The organism is Clostridium culturomicium (genome assembly GCF_000821305.1).
Taxonomy (GTDB): Bacteria; Bacillota; Clostridia; order Clostridiales; family Clostridiaceae; genus Clostridium_J; species Clostridium_J culturomicium.
Window position 1 is genome coordinate 571,670 of sequence record NZ_CCXK01000017.1, and the last position, 23,377, is coordinate 595,046.

Consider the following 23,377-nt stretch of genomic DNA (forward strand, 5'->3'; position numbering starts at 1 on the left):
CAAATATATGGAAAAGATAAGAATTGGAATAATTGGTGGAGGTATTTCAGGGACAGCCCTTGGATATCACTTAAGTCTTTATGATAATGCAGAAGTTACTTTATTTGAAAAAGCTACTATTGGAGGAGCATCTACAGCAAAGTCAGCTGGTACTGTTTGTTTATTTGATGACTCTTTAAGAAATAGATATTGGGATGTAAGATTATATGGCTTTGAATCCTATTTAAAAATGGAGGAAGAAGAAAAGGGCTCTGCAGGTTTTGATAAAACAGGAACATTAGTAGTTGCTACTAATGAAGAAGTAGAGAAAGTAATTAAAACTGGGATTGCTTTAACAAAGGCAGCAGGTTATACAGGAGAATATATAACAGATAAAGAGCGTATCAAGGAGATTCTTCCAGATATCTCAACAGAAAATATTTTAGGAGCTGGCTACACAGAAGATGATGGATATTTTGATGGAACTATGATTTCTAATACCTATGCGAAGAAAATGCAAGGAAATGGCGGAATAGTAAAAACAGGTGTAGAGGTTACAGAAGTTAAGGTTGAAAATAAAAAAATAACTGGACTTAAAACAAATGACGGAGCAGAATATGAATTTGACTATGTTGTAGATTGTACTGGACCATGGAGCAAATTTACAGGGGAAATGGTAGGAGTAGATGTTCCAATTTGGCATACAAAGGCAGAAGCATTCTTCTTATGTCCTCCAGGAAAAAAATTAGGATACACTTTCCCAGTATTAAAGTATCCTGAATTCTATGCTCTACGCGCTGGAGACAATATCTTTATATGTAAATCACACTTATCAATGGATTTAAATAATCCAATGCATGCAGGACAATGGGATCCAGATAAGCTTCCATCTACAGGTGGAACAGATGATTACTTCATTGATTTCTTATTAGATCAATTAGAGTGTAAGGTTCCTGGAATCGTAGACAGCGGTCTTGTTTCATCTTGGTTATCTTATAGAGCTGAACCAAAGGATTTCCTTCCAATATTAGGGGAAACACCAGTAGAGGGGTATATTTTAGCAACAGGATACGGCGGAAATGGTGTAATAGAAGCACCAGCAGCAAGTAGAGACCTTGCTAAATTCATCATGAGAGGCGAATCAACTCCACTTTTAGAGGATTGGGCATTCAGCCGTTTATTAAATAAATAAAAATTAAAGAGGTTCATGAAAACTGTCATTGAATGAGGAGGAAATATGAATATAGCAGTTCTTATTAAACAGGTTCCTGTTTCAAATAACGTTTCAGTAGATCCAGAAACCCACGCACTTGTGCGTGGGAGTTCTGAAGGAATGATTAATCCTGCAGATTTGAACGCCATTGAGGAAGCCATAAGACTAAAAGAAAAAACTGATGGAGAAGTTGTTGTATTTACAATGGGACCACCAGATGCAGAAAAATCATTAAGGGATGCTATGGCAATTGGGTGCGATAAAAGCTGCCTTATTACAGATAGAGCCTTTGCCGGTGGAGACACAATTGCAACTGCAAAAGTAATAGTTAAAGCTATAGAGAAATATGGGAAATTTGATTTGCTTTTATGTGGAGCATTATCTTCAGATGGTGCAACTGGACAGGTAGGAGCAATGATTGCAGAATACTTGAACCTACCACATGTGGCAGAAGTACAGAGTATAGAGTATAACCCAAGTGAAGGCTCAATGATAAAAGCAGTTAAAAAATATCAAGGCACAAGTGTGAAGCTTCAGTGTGAGCTTCCAGCTCTTGTAACGGTTTGTTTTGGATGTAATGAACCTCGTCTTGCTACATTAAGAACAAAGCGTGCAGCAAAAAGCAAACCTATGGAGGTTTATACCAATGCAGAGCTTAGTATGGTTGCAGAAGATACTGGTCTAACTGGTTCACCTACAGTAGTAACAGATTCATTTGCACCAAAGCATACAAAGAAAGCTAAGATGCTTTTAGGTACTCCACAAGAAATGGCTAAAGAGATTATGGAATTAATTGAAAATGAGAAAGGAAAAAATTAAATGGCTAATGGAATTTGTGTTTTTGCAGAAAATTATAATGGTAATTTAGAAGCTGTTGTAGCAGAACTAGTTTCAGCAGCCCATCTAATTAAGGAAATCACAGGAGAGAAGATAAAGGCAATTGTGGTTGCCAAGGATTGTGAAAAAATTATTGAAGAGATAAAGAACCTTGGAGTGGATGAGGTTTATGTAGTTAAAACAGAAACTGATTGCTCATTTCAAGATGATGCGGTAAGTAAGGTTATTGCGAATATGCTAGAAAGAATAGAACCTTCTAGTGTTTTAGTCCCTGCAACAACCATAAGTCGTTCTATATTTTCTAGAGTAGCTGCAAAATTAGAATGTGGTCTTACAGCAGACTGTACAGAGCTAAAAGTATCTACTAGAGAAGATGGTTCATTTTATATAAAGCAGAATAAACCATCCTTTGGAGAGAATGTATTTGTGACAATTGTTACAAAGGAAGGTTGTTATCCTCAGATGATGACAGTGAGACCTGGAGTATATACTGCAGCTGAAAAGGTAGAAGAAGATAAGACAGAAATACATTACTTAGAAGATATAGTTATGCAAGAATCTAAGATTAAAGTTCTGGAAGTACTTCCGGCTACTAATAATACAGACAGTATTTTATCAGCAGATATTGTATTAGTGGGAGGAAGAGGTGCAGAAAGTGAAGAAAACTTTGGTCTTCTAAAGCAGGTTGCAGATAAACTAGGTGCTGCAATAGGTGGAACCAGACCACTTGCTGATACAGGATTCATACCATTTGAGCATCAAATTGGACAGACAGGATATACAATCAGACCTCGTATATGCATTTCATTAGGAGTATCAGGTGCTATTCAGCACACAGAAGGAATTAAGGATACAAAATTATTTATAGCTATAAATAAAAATGAAGAAGCTCCTATTTTTAACATTTCTGATTACGGAATTGTTGGTGATATGAAAGAAGTATTGGAGAGTATTTTGAACTTATAGTGAGATGCATAAACTAATTATATTATTAACTTTACCCGATTGGACATTGACCTAATTTTTAATCAAATTTCAAAGAGTTAAAATTTCGCGACATAAAATCCAAAGAATAGGGGTAATTAACCTCATAAAGTATCAACACCTTGAAATATTTAAATTGTAATTCAAATGGATAGGCACAATAGGTTTTCACAACTTCTTTGTGCCTTCAGTAAAATGAAAGGGATGATAAAACTATGAGTGATAACATAAAAAATGTAGATGTAGATATTTATGAAACAGATAGTCTGTCTCCAGTTCCAGCCAATAAACGTATTATGGGAAGTGCGTCCTATTTACTAGCATGGCTTGGGGGATGTGTTTCTATTGGGAATTTCTCTTTAGGATCAAATCTTGTAGAAGGTGGATTGAATCTTGTACAAGCAATTGTGGCTATTGCACTTGGTTCTGGTTTGGTAGCAATTTGTCTTGTGTTAAACGATAAGTTGTGTTATAAGTCTGGAATGCCATATGTGGTACAACTAAGAAGCTCTTTTGGGTTTAAAGGTACATTTATTCCGTCCTTATGTAGAGCCATACCGGCAACAATATGGTATGGATTTCAGAGCTGGGTTGGTGCCTCAGCATTAAATGAGGTCAGTAAGATACTATTTAGTTATGATAATATTATATTATTCTTCATTGTGTTCCACTTATTCCAGGTAGGTCTATCGGCCTTGGGCTTCAAAGGTATAAAGGCAATAGAAAACATCGGAGGAGTTATTATTATTGCAGCTCTAACTTATATGTTAGTCACAATTTTAAGGCTTCACGGTAATATTGTTACAGAGGAACTGCTTCATTTTAAAGGTTCTTGGGGATTACCGTTCTTTGGAGCTGTAACATCCTTCATTGGAGTTAACTGTGCGGTACTAATCAATGTTGGAGATTATGTAAGAGAAGTAAAACCAGGAATAGGACCTGCTAAGAGAGGAATGGTTTACTGTTTGGCTCTAATACCAGCAACAGTATTTATGGGCATAATTGGACTTCTTGTGACGAAAGTAACAGGGATTGCAAATCCGGTAGTAGGGTTTTCACAAATCGTACCAAATAAATTAGTCGTTGTTTTAACACTTGTATTCATAATTTTTGCACAGATTACGACTAATCTTTTAAATAATGCATTACCTCCAATTTATGCACTTATGGATATTATGAAGCTTAACTTTAAAAAATCATCTGTAATAGTAGGACTTGCAGCCTTTGCATCTTTCCCATGGGAACTTATTAAAGAATCTTCAGCAGCAGGACTTAATCTTTTTATTTTGATATATTCTGCGTTTTTAGGACCAATTTTTGCTATATTAGTAGTTGACTATTATGTATTAAGAAAACAGGAAATAAATTTAAGTGATTACTATAATCCAGATGGACCTTTTAAAGGAATTAATTTTTCAGCAATTGGAGCTCTTATTGTAGGTGTGATATTCTCATTCTTATTTGTGGAGATTTCTTGGTTAGCAAGTATTATTCCAACAGCATTAACATATTACCTCCTTAGCAAATATAAAGAAAAGAAGATGATGAACCAACTTGGTACTGCAAAGGTGAATCAGTAGGGGGAGAATAGAATGAGTTATGACGTTGTCATTAAGAATGGTAAGGTAGTTTTACCTAATGAAGTAATGAAAATAGAGATTGGTATAAAAGATGGAAAAATTGCGGCAATGGGACAAGAGTTATGTGGTTCAGAAAATATTATTGATGCAGAAGGCATGTATGTGTTACCAGGAGTAATTGATGCCCATGTTCATCTTTGTGAACCAGGAAGGACCGTATGGGAAGGCTTTGAAACTGGAACTAAAGCACTAGCAGCTGGAGGAACAACTTGTTATGTGGATATGCCATTAAACAATTTACCAGCTACAACAGATGGAGATACAGCAAATATAAAATTAGAAAGTGCCAAGGGGAAAAATTATGTTGATTATGCCTTGTATGGAGGATTAATGCCAAATAACTTAGAAAAGCTTCATGAGCTTGATGAAGCAGGCGTTGTTGCTTATAAATGTTTTGTTTCTACCTGTGGGTTTAATGTTCCAGGAGACTTTAAAAACATAGATGACTATGTATTATATAAGGGAATGCTTGAATTAAAAAGACTTAATCAAACCCTATCTATTCATTGTGAAAATGCAGTAGTGTGTGATAGGCTGGCAGAGGATGCAATCAATGCAGGAAAAAAAGATATGGAAGCTTATATGGATTCACGACCTATTTTTGCAGAGGTAGAGGCAGTGAAAAGGGTACTGTATTTTGGGAAGATAACAGGATGTAAACTTCACTTTGTACATTTAAGCTGTGCTGAAGCTATTGAAGAAGTTATAAAGGCGAAAAAAGATGGAATGAAGGTTACAGTAGAATCTTGTCCACATTATCTTGCTCTTACAAGGGAAGATTGTATAGATCTAGGTGGAGTTGCAAAATGTTCTCCACCAGTAAGAAGTAAGGCGGAAACAGAAAAGTTATGGGAACAGCTTAAAAAAGGAAATATTGATATTTTAACTTCTGATCATTCACCTTGCCCTCCAGATATGAAAGAAAACCCGGATAATGATATGTTTAAAGTGTGGGGTGGCATGTCTTCTTGTCAGAATATTCTTGACATTATGTTCGATGAAGCAGTTCAGAAGAGAGGTATGTGTGTGTGCCAATTAATGAAAGTACTTGCAACTAATCCAGCTAAAATTTTTGGATTAAAGAACAAAGGAGAGATAGCTATTGGCAAGGATGCAGATATTGTATTATTAAAACCAAATAGCCCTTATGTTCTGAAGTCAGAATATTTGCAATATAAGCATAAACACAGCCCATATGTTAATAAAGAAATCGGCTGTCAAGTTATAAAAACCCTTGTACGTGGTAATATTGTCTACGATAAAGAACAAGGGATTGAAGGACCAGCAATAGGAGAACATGTAAAAAAAGGCTAATGATATTTGTAAGTGACTCCTGCATTGAGTAGGAGCAAATTTTTTAGGTAAGAAAAAATGCTTTTTATACAGGGGGATAAATTATGAAAAAAATAAAATTGTCAATGACAATGCAAATACTTATTGCAATGGTACTAGGAATTTTATTAGGTTTAGTCTTCGGCGAGAGAATAGTTGGCATTAAAGTAATAGGAGATATATTTTTAAGATTAATTCAAATGTCAGTAGTATTACTTATTGCAGGTTCTGTAGTGGAGGCCTTAGGAAATTTAGATTCTAAAGAATTGGGGAAATTAGGATTTAAAATATTTTTCTGGTTCATGACAAGTACTGCAATTGCAGCATGCTTAGGAGTTGTTTTAGGAGAAATATTTAAACCAGGTAATGGCATAACTCTTGTTGCTGGACAAGAAATTGTTGTACCACCTGCACAAAGCTTGTATGAAATGATAGTTGATTTTGTTCCTACTAATATCATTAAAGCAATGTCTGATGGTAATATGATACAAGTTATTATATTTATGTCTTTATTTGGAGTAGCTCTTAGTCAGATAAAAGTTGATAAGGCAGTTAATTCATTATTGGATATGGTATCTGCATTTAACAAGGTTATCCTAAGATTAGTCAGCTTAGTAATGAATTTGGCTCCGATAGGAATATGCTGTCTTATAGCATATACAACTGGAACTGCAGGAGTAAAGGTGCTTTTACCCCTTATTAAGTTTTTAGGTGTACTTGGACTTGGATCAATAATACATCTAGCAATATGTATACTTGTTGCAGCAGCATATTGCAAAGTAAATCCTCTAAGAATATGTATCAATATTGCTAACATGTCAATTATTGCATTCACAACGACCTCTTCTGCAATTTCATTACCAACTAAAATGGGAGATAGTGAAAGCAAACTAGGGGTAAGCAAGCGTATTTCTAGATTAGTAAATCCATTAGGGATGACTCTAAATAGTAATGGTTTAGCAATATTCCTAACTTTAGCGTGTATAACCGTAGCACAAGCCTTCGGAGTAGAAATGAGCATTGGTAGTATACTAAGGGTTGCAGTACTTTCAACATTATCTTGTCTAGGAACAGTTGTTGTGCCAGGTGGTGGATTAGTAGCCTTAACAATTGTAATACCTGCTGTAGGTCTTCCAATAGAAGGAATTGCATTATTATCGGGTATAGACTGGTTTTCAGGAATGTTTAGAACCCTTTTAAATGTGGATATAGATGCATTAGCTTCAATGTTGATTGCAAAAGATAGTAAAGAATTAGATTATGATATTTTCTATGGTAGAAAAAAAGAATCTGATTCTATTAAAGTGGAAATTACTGGTTAAATTAAAAGGGTATAAATATAGTGATAGCTCAAAATAAAGTAATAATGATTTATGTGTGAGCATTGGTGAAAATTATAAAACAACCCATAAGAAAATTGCTTCTGTTTTTTAGACAGAGGCAATTTTCTTATGTATTTAATTAAATAAATTTTTTTAGATTATCTTATTTCAACTTGACTTTATATTATTCCTAAAATGGATTTTTGAATATGTATAGATAGACCTTTACCAATTTTATGTTGAGGAATAGGGATTATCATGCCATTGTTATTTTTATAAATAGCATAGTTTCCTCTTATTCTATGCAGGAAATATCCGTTTTTCTTTGCAAGGCTGTTTAAAGCTTTGTAAGAAGAAATATAATGTAGCGGTGAGGGTTTAGCATACTCATAAGAAGTTTCAGCAATAATATTCTCGACACTGTTATCTTTTTTATCTTTAGGTTTAAAAATATCCAGGTATTCATTTAAAGATAAATTCTTGGTGATTTTTGAAGCCTTTATAAGTTCATCACAATATTCAAAGGTTAGGAATTCTACTATGTAACTAATGGAGTTAATTAATTTAGCTGTATAGTTATGAAGTAGAATTTCTTTTGTTTTTGCGAGTAATTTAAAGGAATGAGATAAAGAATGACCCTCTGTGGAGAAATTACCACAGGGGTCATAGTTTTTATCTAGTCTTCTTCATTTTCCTTTTTCTTACCTACTACTATTAAAGTACTAACGCTTAGAGCCATTAATCCAGCAGATACAAGGAGGTCTGTTCCTAGAAGAGAACCAGTCTGAGGAAGATTTGATCCTCCATTTTTCTTGCTAACAGTTATATCGCAGCTGTCAGAAAGCTTACCATCTTTAGATTTTACGGTTATTTTAGCTTTTCCTTCTCCAACTGCAGTAATTACACCATCTTTAACTGTAGCTACTTTTTTATTAGAAGAAGTCCATGTTAATTCTGGCATTTCTGCTTCAGCAGGGGAGATAGTTGCTTTAAGAGTAAGTTTGTCTCCAACATTTAACTTAGCTTTATTCTTATTTAAGGTTATTTTCTCAGCTAATGGTTTTGTTGGTGGTGCTGGATCTTCTTTTACAGTTACAACACAGATATCACTAAAGTTACCTTCTTCACTTGTAACTGTAATAGTTGTAGTTCCGGCACTTAGACCAGTTACTTTTCCATCTACAACTGATGCTATTTTTTCATCGGCAGAATTCCAAGTAACATTTTTATTTGTTGCATTTTCAGGCATAAAGGTTACTTCAAGTTTGGAGTCTTCATCTTTCTTGAGCTCTAAAGTGTTTTTGCTTATTTTAATAGATTCTAGAGCAACGTCAGTTACATTAACGGTACAAGAAGCGCTAAAGTTATCATCTAAAGTTTTAACTGTTATAGTAGTTGTACCAGCTTTTAATGTTTGAATCTTACCATCTTTAACAGTAGCAACTTTTTCATCAGAAGATGACCATACAAATTCTTGAGGTTTTGCATTCCAAGGATTGAGACTTACTGTCAACTCAGCAGCATCACCAGTGTTTAAGTCAAGAATTTCTTTATCGAGAGATATTCCTTTAAGATCTGCCCAGCTTACAGTATGGAATTTGTTATCTTGCCATACATAGTTGATTTCATCTAGGAATACTCTAGCTCTAAATTCATATTCTCCATCAGTTTTACTAGTCCAGTTAAGATTTCTTTCGGGAGATCTTTCTTGAACTACAGTCCAATCAGTATCATTTTTCTCTCTAACAGAGAATTCATACTCAAATTCAACTTCTTCAGTGGCAGGTTTAACACTAAATTTAACTTCATCACCAACAAAGGAAGTTTCCTTATCCATATTTAAAATAACATTTCTTTCAGGTACTTCGTCGAAATAACCACAGCTTTCAAGAATATCTGTAATGTCTCTTCCATCAAGGTATTCTTCAGGAATTTTTGAATCTTCACGGGTAAAGTCTTGCATCAAATAGTTGGATAAGAGTAGGAACATATCATAATAATCAACTACTCCATCTTGAGTTAAATCTGCAGCTATAGGCTCAGCACTTTCAGAACCTTCAGCACTATAGGTATCAAATATATGATCATTACCAGGTTTGTATAATTTACCAATTTCGGTTGCATCAACGATATCTATAGCACCATCTCCGTTTACGTCGCCAGAATAGGAAGCCATGGATTGAGCATAAAAGCTATAAGAAGTTACTCCGAAGGTATTACCAACTCTGACACCTTTTTCATTAAGCTTACTTCCAGGAACATTCATAACACTGTCGAAGCATCCTGGCATTTCAAGGATAACCTTATAATCACCATCAATTACTGGAAGGTCATTGAAGGTAAAGAGATGATTTCGTCCAGCCCATTCATCTAGTTTTAAATAGGTAGGTTTATACCTATTTCCAGCATTGTCTATAACATAAGCATTGGCATTTTTCATTCCACGCATTGGACTGTCAGTTTGAACATAAATTAAGGTTCTTTCTTTATATTCTAAGTCAAGAGTTTTGTATATAGTTCCAGCCATGACGTCTATAGCTTCATCCTGAGAGTTTTTAAACTCGCCATCTATACCCTTTAAGGTAATATAGTTAAAGTTATCATCGTCAGCTAAATCTTCACTAATCCCCTTAAAACTGTCTACTGTGTAAGCAATATCAAAGAGCTTCATATCTCCATTTATGCCTTTGAAGCTTGAATCAGATGATGTTAGCTCAAAGGAAACTGTAAGTTCACCATAGGATTCCCAATCACCGTTAACATTATTGTATTCAGTGGTAATTTTAATGTCATTTCCTGTTAGTGCTTTTAGTTCATCAGATGGGGAAATTGTTGGTTCAGAGAAAATAGCATCTCCATTGCTTCTTATTTTAAATGAACCTTTTACTACATTTTCACCATTGTTTAATGTTATAGAAGAGTTTACAGTTGAGTTTTCACTTATCTTTTCTGTATCAGTATCTAAAGAAAGATAACTTGAACCATGGTTTACAAAAGTAAATATAGCAGGCTTAAGACCTATTTTACCGGCATTTGCATAGCTAAGGTCTACCCTAAAGAAGCCACTTTCTAAATCAGCTCTTTCAACACCAGCTACAAGAATATTTCCATCAGATTTAGACATAGTTCCCATGCTAGCTTCCCAGCCATCTCTACCAGTTCCGTTAGCAAAAATAGTGTTAACTTCTTCTTGTTTTAAATAACTTAGGTCGTATTCAGTCTTCAAAGTATTTACTATATCATTATAAACATTAGCATTTAGCCATAATCCTTCATGTTCTTCACCATCATACCAGATATTAGATGAGTACATATCTTCAGTTACTTCATGAATTCCTTCTTCCATGTTAAAGGTTACTTTATCTGATTTTGTATCATTTATAATTCCCATAGGAAGGTATTCAGAGAATTCGTTTCCATCATAGCCTTCAGCTACTACTTCTAGTTTATATACACCTGTAGGTACAGGGAATTCTTCATGAGATATTTTACCATTCACAATTTTTCTAACCTTACCATTTGGAACAAAATTTTCTAACATAACGTCAACACCAATTGGCAACCAGTTAGTTTCCTGCATACCGCCATATCCAATACGCTCTTTAGTTTCAGGATCTACCACAAAAGTTTTAATTGATTTAATTGGCTCATTAACTTGAAGCATTATAGTTATATCAGCAAGCCCAAAGTGAGTATTAAAGTTTCTTGCAAATAAATCAGAAGAAGTAAATGCAGTTATTCCTTGACCAAATCCATCAGATACAGAAGGATAAGTTAAGTTTGCAAATCCATCTTTCATGATATTAACACTGAAAGGCATTTGATAAGTGTTTTCTTCAGCACCAACTTCAGTGAAGTGAATAAAACCCTCGTAGGTTCCAAACTCTACAGGAATAGGAGCAGAAAGTGTTACGTCAAAGGTTTCACTACCTCCAGCAGCAACTTGAATCTCAGTTTGAGTAGCAAGCTTAACATTATTTTTAACTGCATCTTGGGCTCTTGAGCTATCAGAGTACTCTATTTCTATTGAATAAGATTTAGAAGTTGCTGAGCTATTTGACACTGTTACAGGAATAGTTTTAGAAATTGTTCCTTCTTCAGGTGCCATAATTTTGCCAAAAGATAGCATACCAGTCACATTATCAAGCTCTTTATGGTCTTCACCAGCTGTAACCTTATAGTTTGCTGAGAAGGCAACTTTTTCATGAACAGCTTCAAAGGCATTAACTCTTCCAGCACCAGTTTCATGAACGCTGTAGCTTGTTCCATCTTTTTTATGAATATGCTCAGAAGTATTCATTATTGCATTCTTAACATCTGTAGGTGTGTAATCAGGATTGTTTTGTAAAATTAAAGCTGCAATACCAGCAATGTGAGGAGCTGCCATAGAAGTTCCACTCATCCTTTGATATGCAATAGCATAATTATCTACATTCTCATCCTTATCATTAATATATTCAGGTGCTGCTGAATATACGCCGGAACCAGGAGCTACAATGTCAGGTCTAATTTCATAGGTCTGGCTAACTGGTCCAACAGAACTAAAGCTGGTAACTTCATCACCTTTAATTAAGTCAGTTCCATTTGCATTTATTGTGACTTTATTATCTAATACTTTCTTTAGAGCATTTCCTTCATCAAGGGTAATAGCAAGGATATTTGCACCATTACTTTCACCAATGAATGGAATTTCAGTTTCAGTTGTGTTATTAGCGATTATAATGGCTTCAGCACCTGCTTCAGCTGCATTTTTAGCCTTATCTAGGAAGGAGAGGATTCCTCTATCCACAAAGGCAATCTTTCCTTTAAGGTCTTTACCTTCATAATCAGCAGGATATCCAAGGTCACAATATACAATATCTAACTCCTTATTTAAGAGGTCATCAAGTTTATAATTATAACTTGAACTCAAAAGAGAGGAATTTATTTTTAAATCACCAATAGCTAATTGATATTTATTAATATTAATATCAACAGTACTTGCACCAACTGCAATAGGAAGCTGTGCAGTTCCAGGACTTCCAACAGTAAAGGAATTAGGACCAGAATTTCCATTAGAAATTACAGTTACAACTCCAGCTAAAGTAGCATTATTTGTAGCAGTTACTATTGCGTCAAAAGGACCGTTGCCACCAGAAGAACCAAGAGACATATTAATTACATCCATACCATCCTTAACAGATTTTTCTATAGCAGAAATGATTCCGGAGGTAGCACCAGAACCGTAGTGTCCTAAAACCCTGTAACTATAGAGCTCAATTTCAGGTGCAACTCCTAGCACTGGAATTTCAGCCTCTTTATTATCACCAGTTCCTGCGATAGTTCCAGATACGTGGGTTCCGTGGGAAGTATAATAAGGATCTCCATTGCTATTAAATTCAGGAGAATCACTTTCCAACCAGTCACTATAGGTGGTTTCCATTGGATCCGCATCATTATCTATATAATCCCATCCAATTGTAGAATCAATATCTTGTGTAGCAGGGTCGCCATCTTCAGATCTAAATCCTTTATATACATTGGTTAAATCAGGGTGATTATAATCTATACCAGTATCAAGAACTCCCACCTTAATTCCATTTCCATTAATGCCTTCATCATGAAGATCATCAACACCAAGGAATGGAACAGAGTCCATCATAAATGGTGTGATTTCATTATCTTCAGAAGAAACTTCTTCTACTGGAGGATCAACGGTAACTATAGCATCACTATGAATTTTTTTTACAACACCAGAATTTAATAGACCTTTAACTTCAGTACCTTTAATAGATAAAGCTACTCCGTTAAAAACAGTTTTATAGGAATAAGTAATTTTAGGAGTCTCACTATCAAGAGCAAATTTTCCAGGAATTTTAGAAAGGTAGCTCTCAAAAATTCTATGGTCTCTGTCTACCTTGTTTTCTGTTAAAGAATAGGTTGTCCCATTATTTGCATTCAAAACAGCTAAAGGTTCACTAACAAACTCAACTATGACAGACACCATGTCTGAACTAGTTGTGTCTATGTCTTTGCTTATAAAGTCAGTATTATCTTCAGTATAATTCTCTGAATTTCTTAAGGTCTGAACTAAATCGGCATAGCTTGTACCAGGAGTATCTTTTGTAAGGCCAAATGCTAAAGTACTCATGGTATTAGTTAAGAATGTAACTGTAAGTACTGTAGTTATCAGCTTTTGAATTTTTTTCTCTTCATAAAATATCCCCCTTTTTAATAAAATCGTAATGTAAAACTCATTTGTAACAAGTTTATAAATATATACATAAAGTAAATATTTAAGAAAAATGATTGCTGTATAAGCTTTATAATTCAAGGTTAACATACAAAATATTCCAGAACAATAAGTTTTCATCGCATTTTGATTTATAAAAATTCATATAATTATTTACTTTTACAGCAATGTCTATTTTAAAAATTTCAGTTTATGCTTAAGAAAGTATACAATTATTCATTTTTTTCTTTTAAAAGAAATTAAAAGAATATAAAATTTTAAAATAATTTAAGTGTGATTTATGTAAAATAAAAATTCTAAATATAAATGTGAATTTTTTCATGAATAAATTTACATTTAAAGTTAAATAGTAGACGGGGAAATTTTAAATATTATTAAAGGAGATATATGATTTTTACAATTCTATTGTAGTGTAAATTGCAGGGACTTCTCACTGAGGGTATAAAGGGACAGGCTCCAGTTATTAATAAAAAAGAGTAATAATATTATTGTTTATTATTTATAATTTCCTATATTTCTTTAGCGCCTGAATATTTAATAATATAAAAATCACAGCAAAGAATAATAATGCAAGAAGATTATTTGTGATATCTATAAGTCCATAGCCTTTATACATAATGCCTTCAAGAGCTGAGCCGACATAGTACATGGGCATTACTTTTGCAATGTTTTGAAGCCAAGGTGCCATATTTTCTACTGGAATGATTCTAGCAAAAAATATTTGAGGGATAACGACTATTGGAATGAATTGCATCATCTAAAATTCACTTGTCGCAAAGGTGGATAATAATATACCAAGGGCTAGGGAAATAAAGGCGGTGAGAATATTAATTAAAATCACATTCCAAATAGAGCCTAGGATAGTAAGATTTAATATTTTAACGGCAAAGAAAACTATAATAAAGGTTTGAATTTAGGATATAGTTAAATCATTTTGGGATATATTTAATGGAGGGAGAAGAGAAAAGTGAATAAAAAATGCAAAGAGCTTTTAAAAAGCAATATTAAAAGAGAAAAAGAAATCCATGGCGATAATGCAAAGATATATTCCAATATGATCGTTTATTTGAGAAGTGCAGATATGTCTAGGTACAATCAAAAGCTTGTGAGAGAAGACTTAATTGAAATGATTGTTGATGATCAAAATCGTGGTGATGATATAAATAAGGTAATGGGGAATAATTACAAGGAAATCTGTGATGATATCATGGAAGCTGTACCAAGAAAGACGAAGAGAGAAAAGATAGCCGAAGTATTAGAGATATCTCTTTCAGGAGTTTGGATATTGGGAATTATCTATATAGGAAAGGTTATCTTGGAAAATCTCATAACCAAAATTGACAGCTGGGTATTTACCTTGTATCTTGGAGATATTGTTAATATGGGTATCATTGTTTTGTCTGCCAATTTAGTTGTTTATTTTCTATCTAAAAACGCATTTAAGACTAAGGAGAAAGCCCCCCTTTTTCATGATATGGCTTATGGTCATTATTATAATGGGAATTACTTTATTAGTTTCCAATGTACTGAAATACAGTGTTGTTAATATGTCTATAACTATGGCTTTTGCTGTTGTGGCAGTATTTTTTTTGTTGGAGAAATTAGTGTCAGCTTATTTTGTTTAAGAGGACAATGAGATTGTTCTGGAAAAGGTTCACAGTAATAGAATGTGTAATGAAATAGGTCAATGGTAATAGAGTACCTTAAGTAAATAGTTAATAAATTATGTTAAGTAAAAAAATTAATAGATTTTTAAATAAACTTTAATTAATTTTTTAGAGTTTATTTGAAAAGTTTAAACCCAATAAATTGCCATAAGGCTCTTTATTGGGTTTATTTATTGTTGCAATTAATTCTAATTATAAATCTAAAAACTAATGATTTATTAGCAAATAGCATATTTCAAAATGCACTTATCATAAGATGTACTGTATCAATAAATTTTAGGTGGTATGAAGAGCATTTTATATAAAGAGATAATTTTAAGAGAGTCAGTATAGAAGTAAAGAAAAGTGCTTAAAAAAGGTTAAATTAAGATTATTTATTAAATGTCTGGGGGAATTTTAATGGATAACAATGCTATTATAGCTGAAATTAATGCTTACTATGAAATGAAGTATGCCAATTATATTGCAGGGTTAGATAAATATAAAATGGAAGAGCTTTTAAACAAGTGGTACAAGAATTTGAAGATTATTTACCCTGAAAGATTTTATGGTTTTGGAAGAAGTGGAGTAAAAGACTTTGTTGGTGGAATTTGCTTAGCAGAAGTAATTTACGATATACCAGAAGTTAAGGAAGCTGTAATGTGTGGAGCCTTAAGCTTGGTCAAGGGTTTAACAACGCCAAACGGATTTAGTGATTTTATGGATGATATAATAGAGGTTGTTCCAGTATCAACAAAGCTTTGGAATGAAACATATAGACATTTTGATGAAAATTATAGATGGTTAGAGAGACATGAGTTTTCAATAGGTGAAATAGCGTATTAGATTTTGAAATAAAATGAAAATAACATTTATAAAAGAAATGACTTGATGAACATCCAACTGTTAAATACACAGAGGAGGCTCATCAAGTCAATTATTTTTGTTTTCATTTCGTGAAGATAATTAAAGCTCATTAGTTATTATAAAATCTACTCTCTCATCAAATTCATCCATTGGAATATGGTCAAAGATTTGAAAGCCGTAGGAAATGGCAATTTTATGAGCCTTAGGATTAATTCTTTTAAGATATCTATCATAAAAGCCACCACCATAACCTATTCTTCCATTGTTTTTATCAAAGGCAACTCCAGGCATAATTAAAAGGTCAATGTCTAGAGGATTTATTAAAGGGCTATAACTTTGGGGTTCAAGGATTCCATAAGAACTTTTCTCAAGTTCAGCAAGACTGGTTATTATATGGGCTTCCATTCCTTCTTTTTTTGAGATGACCTTAGGAACACATATGGTTTTGCCCTCTGATAATGCTGCTTCAATAAATTTAATAGTATCCACCTCTCCTTGAAAGCTTACGTAGGTAAATATTACCTGTGCATTTTTATAAAATTCACTTTCAAGGAGCTTTTGAAGGATTGTGGCATTCCAGTGTTCTTTTACTTCATCATTCATTTCACTGCGTCTGGTATAAATTAAATCTCTTATTTCTTTTTTTATTTGATTCATATTGTTAGCCTCCAGTACAATCTAAGATTTTGTATGAGTTTTACATATATAAGTGCTGCTCTAAATTTTAGATTAGGTAAGTAGATTACTCTTCAGTATCTGGTTGGAAGGAGTTTCTATATAAATTATATAAGTTATATTTAGATTAGTAAATAAAAGGGGGTGTTTAAGATAAATTTGATAAATATTCTGATTTGTGGTATAATCTTATTATAGAGTAAAAAGAACCGTCTTTAACAGAAGGGCTTTTAGTATTATGTCAATGGCATTAATATGAAAGGCCCTTCTTTTTTTTTAGAAAGGAGAGATTACTATGAATTTAGTAGGGGAATGTGTAAATCACAATACGTTTGGTAAAGGAGTTGTGAGGTTAATTGATGAAGACAAAATAGAAGTGGAGTTTGATCTTGGCAAAAAGAGATTTCTTTATCCTGATGTGTTTAAAAGTTTTATGAGTATAGAAGATAAAGTATGTAAAGAGTACGTTGATGAAGTGTTATATGAAATAGATAAAGAAAATACTATGAAGGTTCAAGAAGAAGTGAGAGAAAGAGAGTTTTTAGATAGGGTTAGAACTTTAAAAGTAAGTGATAATTCTCAAGCTGCATTTGCTTTTGTAGAGAATAAGGTGGAAGATGTTTTAAATACATGGTCTGTGTTTACAGGTACATATATATCTGGTGCTTCAAAGGGTGAACCAAGGAGACCACAAAAGTTAAATGTGAATACTGCATGTCTTTTAACCATGAAACCTGAAGGGGCACCAGAATCAGAAAGATTGATTATTGGTACATTTATGGTGAAAGATAACTTTAAAGCTTCACTTTGCAAAGATGGTATAATTAAAGCACACGAAGAGCATCGTATCATGTTAGATACAGAAAAGGAAAAGTTATTGTTCTGGGATTATTGTGAATCAAAATCTAAGAGTAAGAACTGGGGAAAATGTGAACTTAAGTATTTAGCCAATTCTGAAATGCAGAATATATTGTTGGATATGATAAAAATTATAAAAGATGAAGATAGAAGTAAAAAGGTTTCGGAATTTTACGAATATTTTTGCTATACAAACAAAATTGCAGCATAAAAACTAATTTAATAAAGCCCATATATCAAGAGTCTGGGGAGTGGGTTAGATCAAGGCCCATGAACTAGCCTGAAAAATTGTAGGGTTGCCCTGCAAAAAATTTGATGTAGTAGTGAAATGTGAGAAGCTATGTCTCCTTATCTGAAAAGGTAAGGGGACTTTTTATTTTTTGAAGTATAGCCGATTTTTCACCTTTGAACTGGAAGGTGTAAAGGCAATTAAACCATTATTGTTTAGGTCTAGTTTAACAAATAAGTAATAATTAAACACCTTTATCATAGAATATAAAGTGAAATTTATGTGGAGGTGGTTGGTTTGAAGCTAATTAATGCAAAAAGAATTATACAGATTATTAGTATTATATTAGTTGTTTTGTTAAGTAATGTTATATTTTCTTTTAACAATGAAGTAAAGGCTGAGAGTAATAAAAATAATATTATTATCTTACTTGATAATTCAGGAAGTATGAAGTCTGGAATTGGAGATTTAGCTAAAGTTGCTTGTAGTATGGCTTTAGATTGCTTAGATTCTGAAAAGGTTAATATTGGAATGATAACCTTTGGAGAAAAAGTAACGGTACTTAATGATATAAGCCAATCACAAGATAGTTTAGAGTTGAAAAAAATTATAAGTGAGATTAATTTTGATGAAGATTATACAAATATGAAGGATGGATTAAAGGAAGCTATCAATCAGCTTAGGAAGGTGAAGGGGAATAAAAGTATATTGATTTTATCTGATGGTGTTGAGACGGCAGAAGGTGGACTAGCCCCTAATCATAGGGAGCAGATGAAGGCTCTTGAGGAGGAAGCAGCAGGAGAGGAGATAAAGATTAACAGTGTGGCTTTATCAGATGAGGTGGAAAGTGAGTTTCTTAATAGTATTGCAGTGAAAACAGGAGGTACTTTTAGGGATGGGAAGACAGCGGATAAATTATTTGAGGCAATTACAAGCATCATAGGGCTTGAAAATGATTTTATAACTGTAGGAAATTTTTCTACTTTAGAAAAAAAGAGTGAAAAAATAAAAATTAGTGAAAGCATTGAAAGTGGAGTTATTAGTGTAGCTGCAGCTGATAATGTACAGCCAGACATTGAAGTGAGGATTAATGGGAAACTTCTTGAACCATCAATAAAAGGGAATTTGTATGAGGTTTATAAGTTTACTAATTCATCTTCCAGTGAAGTTGAAATTACTCAAAAGAAGGATGTTAACACATCGGTAATTATTCAACTTAAGAGTAAAGCAAAGTTAAATGTATTGGGAGATTATCAAAATTATATAAGCTTACCGATTAACGTACCAAGAAATATTCATATGAATTTAGATTGTGGAGGTAGTCCAGTTCCAGAAGGAGCTTTTATCCAAAGAAATGGTTCTAATATTCAGCAGGGAAGTGAAAAAGGAGCTTTTTTAGATGTTTTTGAGGGAGCAAAGCCAGGAAAGGAAGTTGTAAGATATACTGCCAAGGACGGTAATGGAGGAATAATTGCCATTGCTGAACTAGTGGTTTCAATTAATGATTATCCACCCTATGATTATAAGGATGTGTCTAACAAGGATAAGTTTATAAGAGAAGATATAATTTCAATAGAAATAGAGCCAAAGGGAAAGGATGAGGTAAGTGAATTAGGTGGAACTCTTATTATAAAACGAGGAGAAAAACATGAGGAAATTCCTTTAGTTGAAAAGGATGGAGTTTTTACTGCAGAGTTTCCAGCAGAAGCGGCAGGTAAACTTGAATACTATGCATATATAAGAGGTATTAGAGGAACAGATAATTCCTCTTTTGAATATAAATTAGAAACTAAAACCATAGAAGTTCTTGAGAAACCTATTATTAAATTAGGGTTAAAAAATGGTTCGAAACAGGAGGCTGTAATAGACAGTAGCCGTGAGTTAACCTTTCAAATTATGCCTGATTCAATAATCCAAGAAGAAACAGAAGTTTTTGTGTTAAGTGATAAGTTGAAGGAACTAGGGAGTTTTAAAGTAAACTCAGAAACAAAGGAAGTAAAGGTTAAGATACTACTAAAGGATCTTACAGATAATTTAGTTCTTAGATTTAAAACTAGCTCTGGAATAGATATCACCGAGTCCCTTGACACTAATATAAATGTTATATCAAAGTGGATGAATTTTCTGGACAAGTATATTAAGCCAATCCTATTAGTCTTAATAGTGCTCACAATAGCTGCAGGATTAGTAGCTGGAATTTACTTTATTTCCATCCATGCCTACAAGGTAAATATTAAAGACAACAGTAAAAGGCATATTGAGATTTCTTATAATTTTAAGCCTAGAGGAAGAGGTGATTCTGTGGGTGGTGAATTAAATGAGGTTGTTAAGAAGCTGAATTTAAATGTTGATACTAGAAGGTCTATCTTAACCTTAGATGAAGACGAGATGAACACAACTTTGGGGAAATTCAAGTTAGAAAACATTTATGAAGGGTATCCACATTGGAGACAAGGTCTTTGCTGTTTACTAAATAGAAAGAATAAGCCCATTACGATAAGTTACATTGAATATGCAGTACAAGATATATATATAAATGAAAATCAAGTTGAAGATGCAAAGGCTATAAAGGAAAAGGATGATGTTAGAATTATTTATTCAATCAATAAGATTAATAAATTAGAAATAGAATTTAAGTTATAAACGGAGGGGTAAGAATGATGAACAATGAAATTCCAAAGGACATACTGCCAACGCTTATAGTTGGTTTAGGGGGCACAGGCTTTCAGATTATTAAAAGACTGAAGAAGTTATTCAACAAAAGGTACAATGAGCAGAATTTACCAATAAGATATCTCATTTTAGATACTGACTTAAAATCTTTTTTAGACGATTCCTTAAAAAATAATGAAAAATGTCAATTGAGATTTAATGAAGGGGTAAAAAGCACCCTTGATTGGGCTTATTCAAATCCTAATTTTGACTGGCTTCCAGAGAATCCACCTATAACCCCTGACTTCTTTACATCTACAGACCAAGGGGCAGGTTTAATAAGACCTATAGGAAGGATATATCTTTGTAAGAACTCTAAACTTGTGTATGATACTTTGAGTACAGCTAAAAATGACTTGGTAGACTTATATAAGATATTGACAGAGGTTGGTGCAGTGCATCTTGAGAATATTGACAGACATAAGGTGTATATTGTTGGTTCCTTAGCAGGAGGAACAGGCTGCGGAACCTTTTTAGATGTTTCTGTAATGTTATCAAAGATATTTAATAGAGACAATACTAATTTAATTGGAATGTTCACCTTAGAAAGCTGTTATGATGATAAGTTATCCTCTGATTTAGATGCTCAAAACAGAAGTAAGGCCAATTGTTATGCTGCATTGAAAGAGCTGGAATTTTACATGAGCTCTATAAAAAATCCAGAGGATGACAGATATACCTTTAAGTACAATAACATTGGAGAAATAAAACTAGAGAAAAAACTCCTTGATATATGTTATTTAGTTGAAAACAAAAATGAAGGAGGGGGAGTATTAACTAATATAGAAGACATATATGATTTATGCTCCTTACAGCTTTATCATGAGATTGGGACAAAGCTTGGCTCTCAGCTTAGGGCAGATTATGCAAACTTTATTTGTAAAGACAAGGATCCAGTTTTAAAAAGAGACCGTCATTTTAGTACCTTCTCATCTTCATCAATGGAGATTCCAGTGGAAAACATAAAAAGGTATTCTTGCTTTAAATTAGCTTCAGACATACTTGAGAGTTTATATAGCAGTGAGACAGAAGAAGAAGTGCTAAACCTTAAAGCAGAGGAATTAAAAGAAGATATTAAACAAGAGTTAGATATAAATACTTATTTAGTAAACAATCATATGATAAGAATTAAAGAGGAAACCTTAGATGGTTCTGTTATCCAAAACAGCTTGACCTCTGCGGAAAAAAGAGTTACTGCCAGCAAAAATAATTGGAATAGCGATTATGAAATAAATATTGAAAAAGCTGATAAATTTTTAGAAGAATTCATCAATGAGGATTCCATTGCTTATGGAGTTAGAGGATTATCAAGAATTCTAAAGGAGACCTCAACACTATTTAAACAGGAAGCTAATGCTATAATTCCTCCAAGTAACGTTGGGTCTGCAAATTCAGTATTCCAAAGTATAAGTGGGAAATTAGACAGTGTTAAAAAGCTAAGTAATTCAAGGAAAAATAAACTTAAAAAATCTGAAGAAGCTAATTCCATCAAAAATACTGCAAATAATTTTATTAGCAATAAAGAGAATGAGATAAATTCTTATATTGCAAATGAACTTTGTAAGATGATTACAGCAATGATAGATGAAGCAGTTAAGAATATAGATGTTTTATCAAGGAATATTGATGAATATAGAAGTTCAGTTTCCATGAATCTTTTGAGGCTCAATAATCAAGCGAATAAGACCTATGGTGGGAATATTATATCAAGAGAGATGGTATCAAAGGATTTCTATGATAATTTCTATGAAGAGAACTATGGAAGGGATAATTTGAAGCCAACCATAACAAAGATGATGAAGCAGGAGATGTTTGATGAGATATTTGACATGGAAAGAGAGAAGCCAAGGGATATAAATATCTTATCTTTAATGAATTATGATATTAAATATTTGATCAATCTATGTGCAAAAATCATAGAAGAGGATAAGAGATTAGATAATTTATCCTTAATTGATATTATGAGAAAAAATGCTGAAGTCAATAGACAAAATCCAAAGTTATATGTAAAAGAAGAACTGGAGATTGCAGCAAAGCTGGCTAAACCTTTCTGGTCAGCAATAAAAAATCCTGAAGTATCTTGGACAGAGTGTTATTATATAGGAGCTGTTAAGGACGATAATATCACAAATGGCTTCACCATAAGGCCAGATGAAGAGATTGATTATTGGATAAGAAGCCAGACAGGAGAAAGGTCAAGACAAGCAAGATATGTAGAAACCAGCAACCCTTCCTCAATTGATGTAATTCATATTACCATGGGAGCTTGTGCAGGATATCTACCTGATGTGAAAAACTACAAAATGTTTTATTTGAAGCTTTTATCAGAACAGACCTATCCATTACATTTAGATGAGACTTATGTGGGCCTCGACGATTTAGTGCTAGATGTGGATGAGTTGTTTAAAATTTATACCTTAGCTCAAGCCTATGGAGCAATTTTAAAGGTTCATGGAAAATATATAGATAATTTAAGTTCTTCTAATATGGATGGCCAAAGGTTTGTATATAAATCGGATTGTAATTTATCTACAGATAAAATCATAGATAGTTATAAAGAACTGCCAAAGAATACTTCTGAAATTGAAGAAAGTATAATTTTAGGTAATAGTCGAAGTCAGGTCTTAAGCAGAATTGAGAAGGATATAGCTTTAACATCAAAATTAGCTAAATTTATCACAGCAGTTGAAGCAGTTCATTCTAGAGAGGATTTAATAAAGCATAAGAGAAAATATATAGAATTGTATAATCTCCTTAATAATGAGGATGACATTAGAGCAGCTGGGTATCAGGAGGGTGACTTCATAGCCTATGAAAAATTAAGATATCAGAATTCATTTAGAAAATAAGG

The 23,377-nt window shown here is 33.1% G+C and carries 14 protein-coding genes; 11 read left to right on the plus strand and 3 right to left on the minus strand.

From position 1 onward, the window contains the following. Positions 1–7: 7 nt before the first annotated feature. The 6 genes from BN1075_RS15115 (at position 8) to BN1075_RS15140 (ending at position 7,307) form a co-directional block, all read left to right on the plus strand. Positions 8–1,171 (plus strand): NAD(P)/FAD-dependent oxidoreductase, encoded by a 1,164-nt coding sequence (locus BN1075_RS15115; RefSeq protein WP_040194056.1) that lies wholly within the window; start codon positions 8–10, stop codon positions 1,169–1,171. Positions 1,172–1,216: 45 nt separating this feature from the next. After that, positions 1,217–2,011, plus strand: a complete 795-nt coding sequence (locus BN1075_RS15120) for an electron transfer flavoprotein subunit beta/FixA family protein (RefSeq protein WP_040194057.1) — start codon at positions 1,217–1,219, stop codon at positions 2,009–2,011. Continuing rightward, on the plus strand, positions 2,012–2,995 hold the full coding sequence (locus BN1075_RS15125; protein ID WP_040194058.1) for an electron transfer flavoprotein subunit alpha/FixB family protein: 984 nt from the start codon (positions 2,012–2,014) through the stop codon (positions 2,993–2,995). A 233-nt stretch (positions 2,996–3,228) separates the two neighbouring features. Further along, positions 3,229–4,593, plus strand: coding sequence for an NCS1 family transporter (locus BN1075_RS15130; RefSeq protein ID WP_052406576.1), 1,365 nt, complete (start codon positions 3,229–3,231; stop codon positions 4,591–4,593). Positions 4,594–4,605: 12 nt separating this feature from the next. Beyond that, the gene (gene allB, locus BN1075_RS15135) at positions 4,606–5,967 is read left to right on the plus strand and encodes an allantoinase AllB (RefSeq protein WP_040194059.1); all 1,362 of its coding nucleotides are present in this window, start codon (positions 4,606–4,608) and stop codon (positions 5,965–5,967) included. An 83-nt stretch (positions 5,968–6,050) separates the two neighbouring features. Next, the gene (locus BN1075_RS15140; protein ID WP_040194060.1) at positions 6,051–7,307 is read left to right on the plus strand and encodes a dicarboxylate/amino acid:cation symporter; all 1,257 of its coding nucleotides are present in this window, start codon (positions 6,051–6,053) and stop codon (positions 7,305–7,307) included. A gap of 676 nt (positions 7,308–7,983) precedes the next feature. On the opposite strand, the gene BN1075_RS15145 is transcribed toward BN1075_RS15140, so the two are convergent. Together BN1075_RS15145 and BN1075_RS22255 are read right to left on the minus strand one after the other, a co-directional pair. Continuing rightward, on the minus strand, positions 7,984–13,629 hold the full coding sequence (locus BN1075_RS15145; protein ID WP_040194061.1) for a S8 family serine peptidase: 5,646 nt from the start codon (positions 13,627–13,629) through the stop codon (positions 7,984–7,986). Positions 13,630–14,038: 409 nt separating this feature from the next. Next, a complete protein-coding gene (locus BN1075_RS22255) occupies positions 14,039–14,296 on the minus strand; it encodes a P-loop NTPase family protein (protein ID WP_052406577.1) in 258 nt (85 codons plus the stop codon). 210 nt (positions 14,297–14,506) lie between these two features. Here BN1075_RS22255 and BN1075_RS15155 point away from each other — a divergent pair, with 210 nt between their 5' ends. Continuing rightward, a complete protein-coding gene (locus BN1075_RS15155) occupies positions 14,507–15,085 on the plus strand; it encodes a hypothetical protein (RefSeq protein WP_052406578.1) in 579 nt (192 codons plus the stop codon). Between the two features lie 520 nt (positions 15,086–15,605). Next, entirely contained in the window at positions 15,606–16,031 is a 426-nt protein-coding gene (locus tag BN1075_RS15160; protein ID WP_040194063.1) for a hypothetical protein, read from the plus strand. Positions 16,032–16,151: 120 nt separating this feature from the next. On the opposite strand, the gene BN1075_RS15165 is transcribed toward BN1075_RS15160, so the two are convergent. Then, positions 16,152–16,709, minus strand: coding sequence for a 5-formyltetrahydrofolate cyclo-ligase (locus BN1075_RS15165; RefSeq protein WP_040194064.1), 558 nt, complete (start codon positions 16,707–16,709; stop codon positions 16,152–16,154). Positions 16,710–17,022: 313 nt separating this feature from the next. Between BN1075_RS15165 and BN1075_RS15170 the strand changes: the two genes are divergently transcribed. From BN1075_RS15170 to BN1075_RS15180, 3 genes are all read left to right on the plus strand, one after another. Continuing rightward, a complete protein-coding gene (locus BN1075_RS15170; RefSeq protein ID WP_040194066.1) occupies positions 17,023–17,796 on the plus strand; it encodes a hypothetical protein in 774 nt (257 codons plus the stop codon). Between the two features lie 315 nt (positions 17,797–18,111). Continuing rightward, positions 18,112–20,457 carry a vWA domain-containing protein gene (locus BN1075_RS15175; RefSeq protein WP_040194068.1) on the plus strand — a complete coding sequence of 782 codons (2,346 nt, stop codon included), beginning with the start codon at positions 18,112–18,114 and terminating at the stop codon, positions 20,455–20,457. 14 nt (positions 20,458–20,471) lie between these two features. Then, positions 20,472–23,375 carry a tubulin-like doman-containing protein gene (locus BN1075_RS15180; RefSeq protein ID WP_040194070.1) on the plus strand — a complete coding sequence of 968 codons (2,904 nt, stop codon included), beginning with the start codon at positions 20,472–20,474 and terminating at the stop codon, positions 23,373–23,375. Positions 23,376–23,377: the final 2 nt, after the last annotated feature.

What these genes read in the sequence shown, in the direction of transcription:
- BN1075_RS15115 (WP_040194056.1), top strand. Translation starts at nt 8, where the DNA reads ATGGAAAAGATAAGAATTGGAATAATTGGTGGAGGTATTTCAGGGACA.
- BN1075_RS15120 (WP_040194057.1), top strand. Translation starts at nt 1,217, where the DNA reads ATGAATATAGCAGTTCTTATTAAACAGGTTCCTGTTTCAAATAACGTT.
- BN1075_RS15125 (WP_040194058.1), top strand. Translation starts at nt 2,012, where the DNA reads ATGGCTAATGGAATTTGTGTTTTTGCAGAAAATTATAATGGTAATTTA.
- BN1075_RS15130 (WP_052406576.1), top strand. Translation starts at nt 3,229, where the DNA reads ATGAGTGATAACATAAAAAATGTAGATGTAGATATTTATGAAACAGAT.
- allB (WP_040194059.1), top strand. Translation starts at nt 4,606, where the DNA reads ATGAGTTATGACGTTGTCATTAAGAATGGTAAGGTAGTTTTACCTAAT.
- BN1075_RS15140 (WP_040194060.1), top strand. Translation starts at nt 6,051, where the DNA reads ATGAAAAAAATAAAATTGTCAATGACAATGCAAATACTTATTGCAATG.
- BN1075_RS15145 (WP_040194061.1), bottom strand. Translation starts at nt 13,629, where the DNA reads ATGTTAACCTTGAATTATAAAGCTTATACAGCAATCATTTTTCTTAAA.
- BN1075_RS22255 (WP_052406577.1), bottom strand. Translation starts at nt 14,296, where the DNA reads ATGATGCAATTCATTCCAATAGTCGTTATCCCTCAAATATTTTTTGCT.
- BN1075_RS15160 (WP_040194063.1), top strand. Translation starts at nt 15,606, where the DNA reads ATGGATAACAATGCTATTATAGCTGAAATTAATGCTTACTATGAAATG.
- BN1075_RS15165 (WP_040194064.1), bottom strand. Translation starts at nt 16,709, where the DNA reads ATGAATCAAATAAAAAAAGAAATAAGAGATTTAATTTATACCAGACGC.
- BN1075_RS15170 (WP_040194066.1), top strand. Translation starts at nt 17,023, where the DNA reads ATGAATTTAGTAGGGGAATGTGTAAATCACAATACGTTTGGTAAAGGA.
- BN1075_RS15180 (WP_040194070.1), top strand. Translation starts at nt 20,472, where the DNA reads ATGATGAACAATGAAATTCCAAAGGACATACTGCCAACGCTTATAGTT.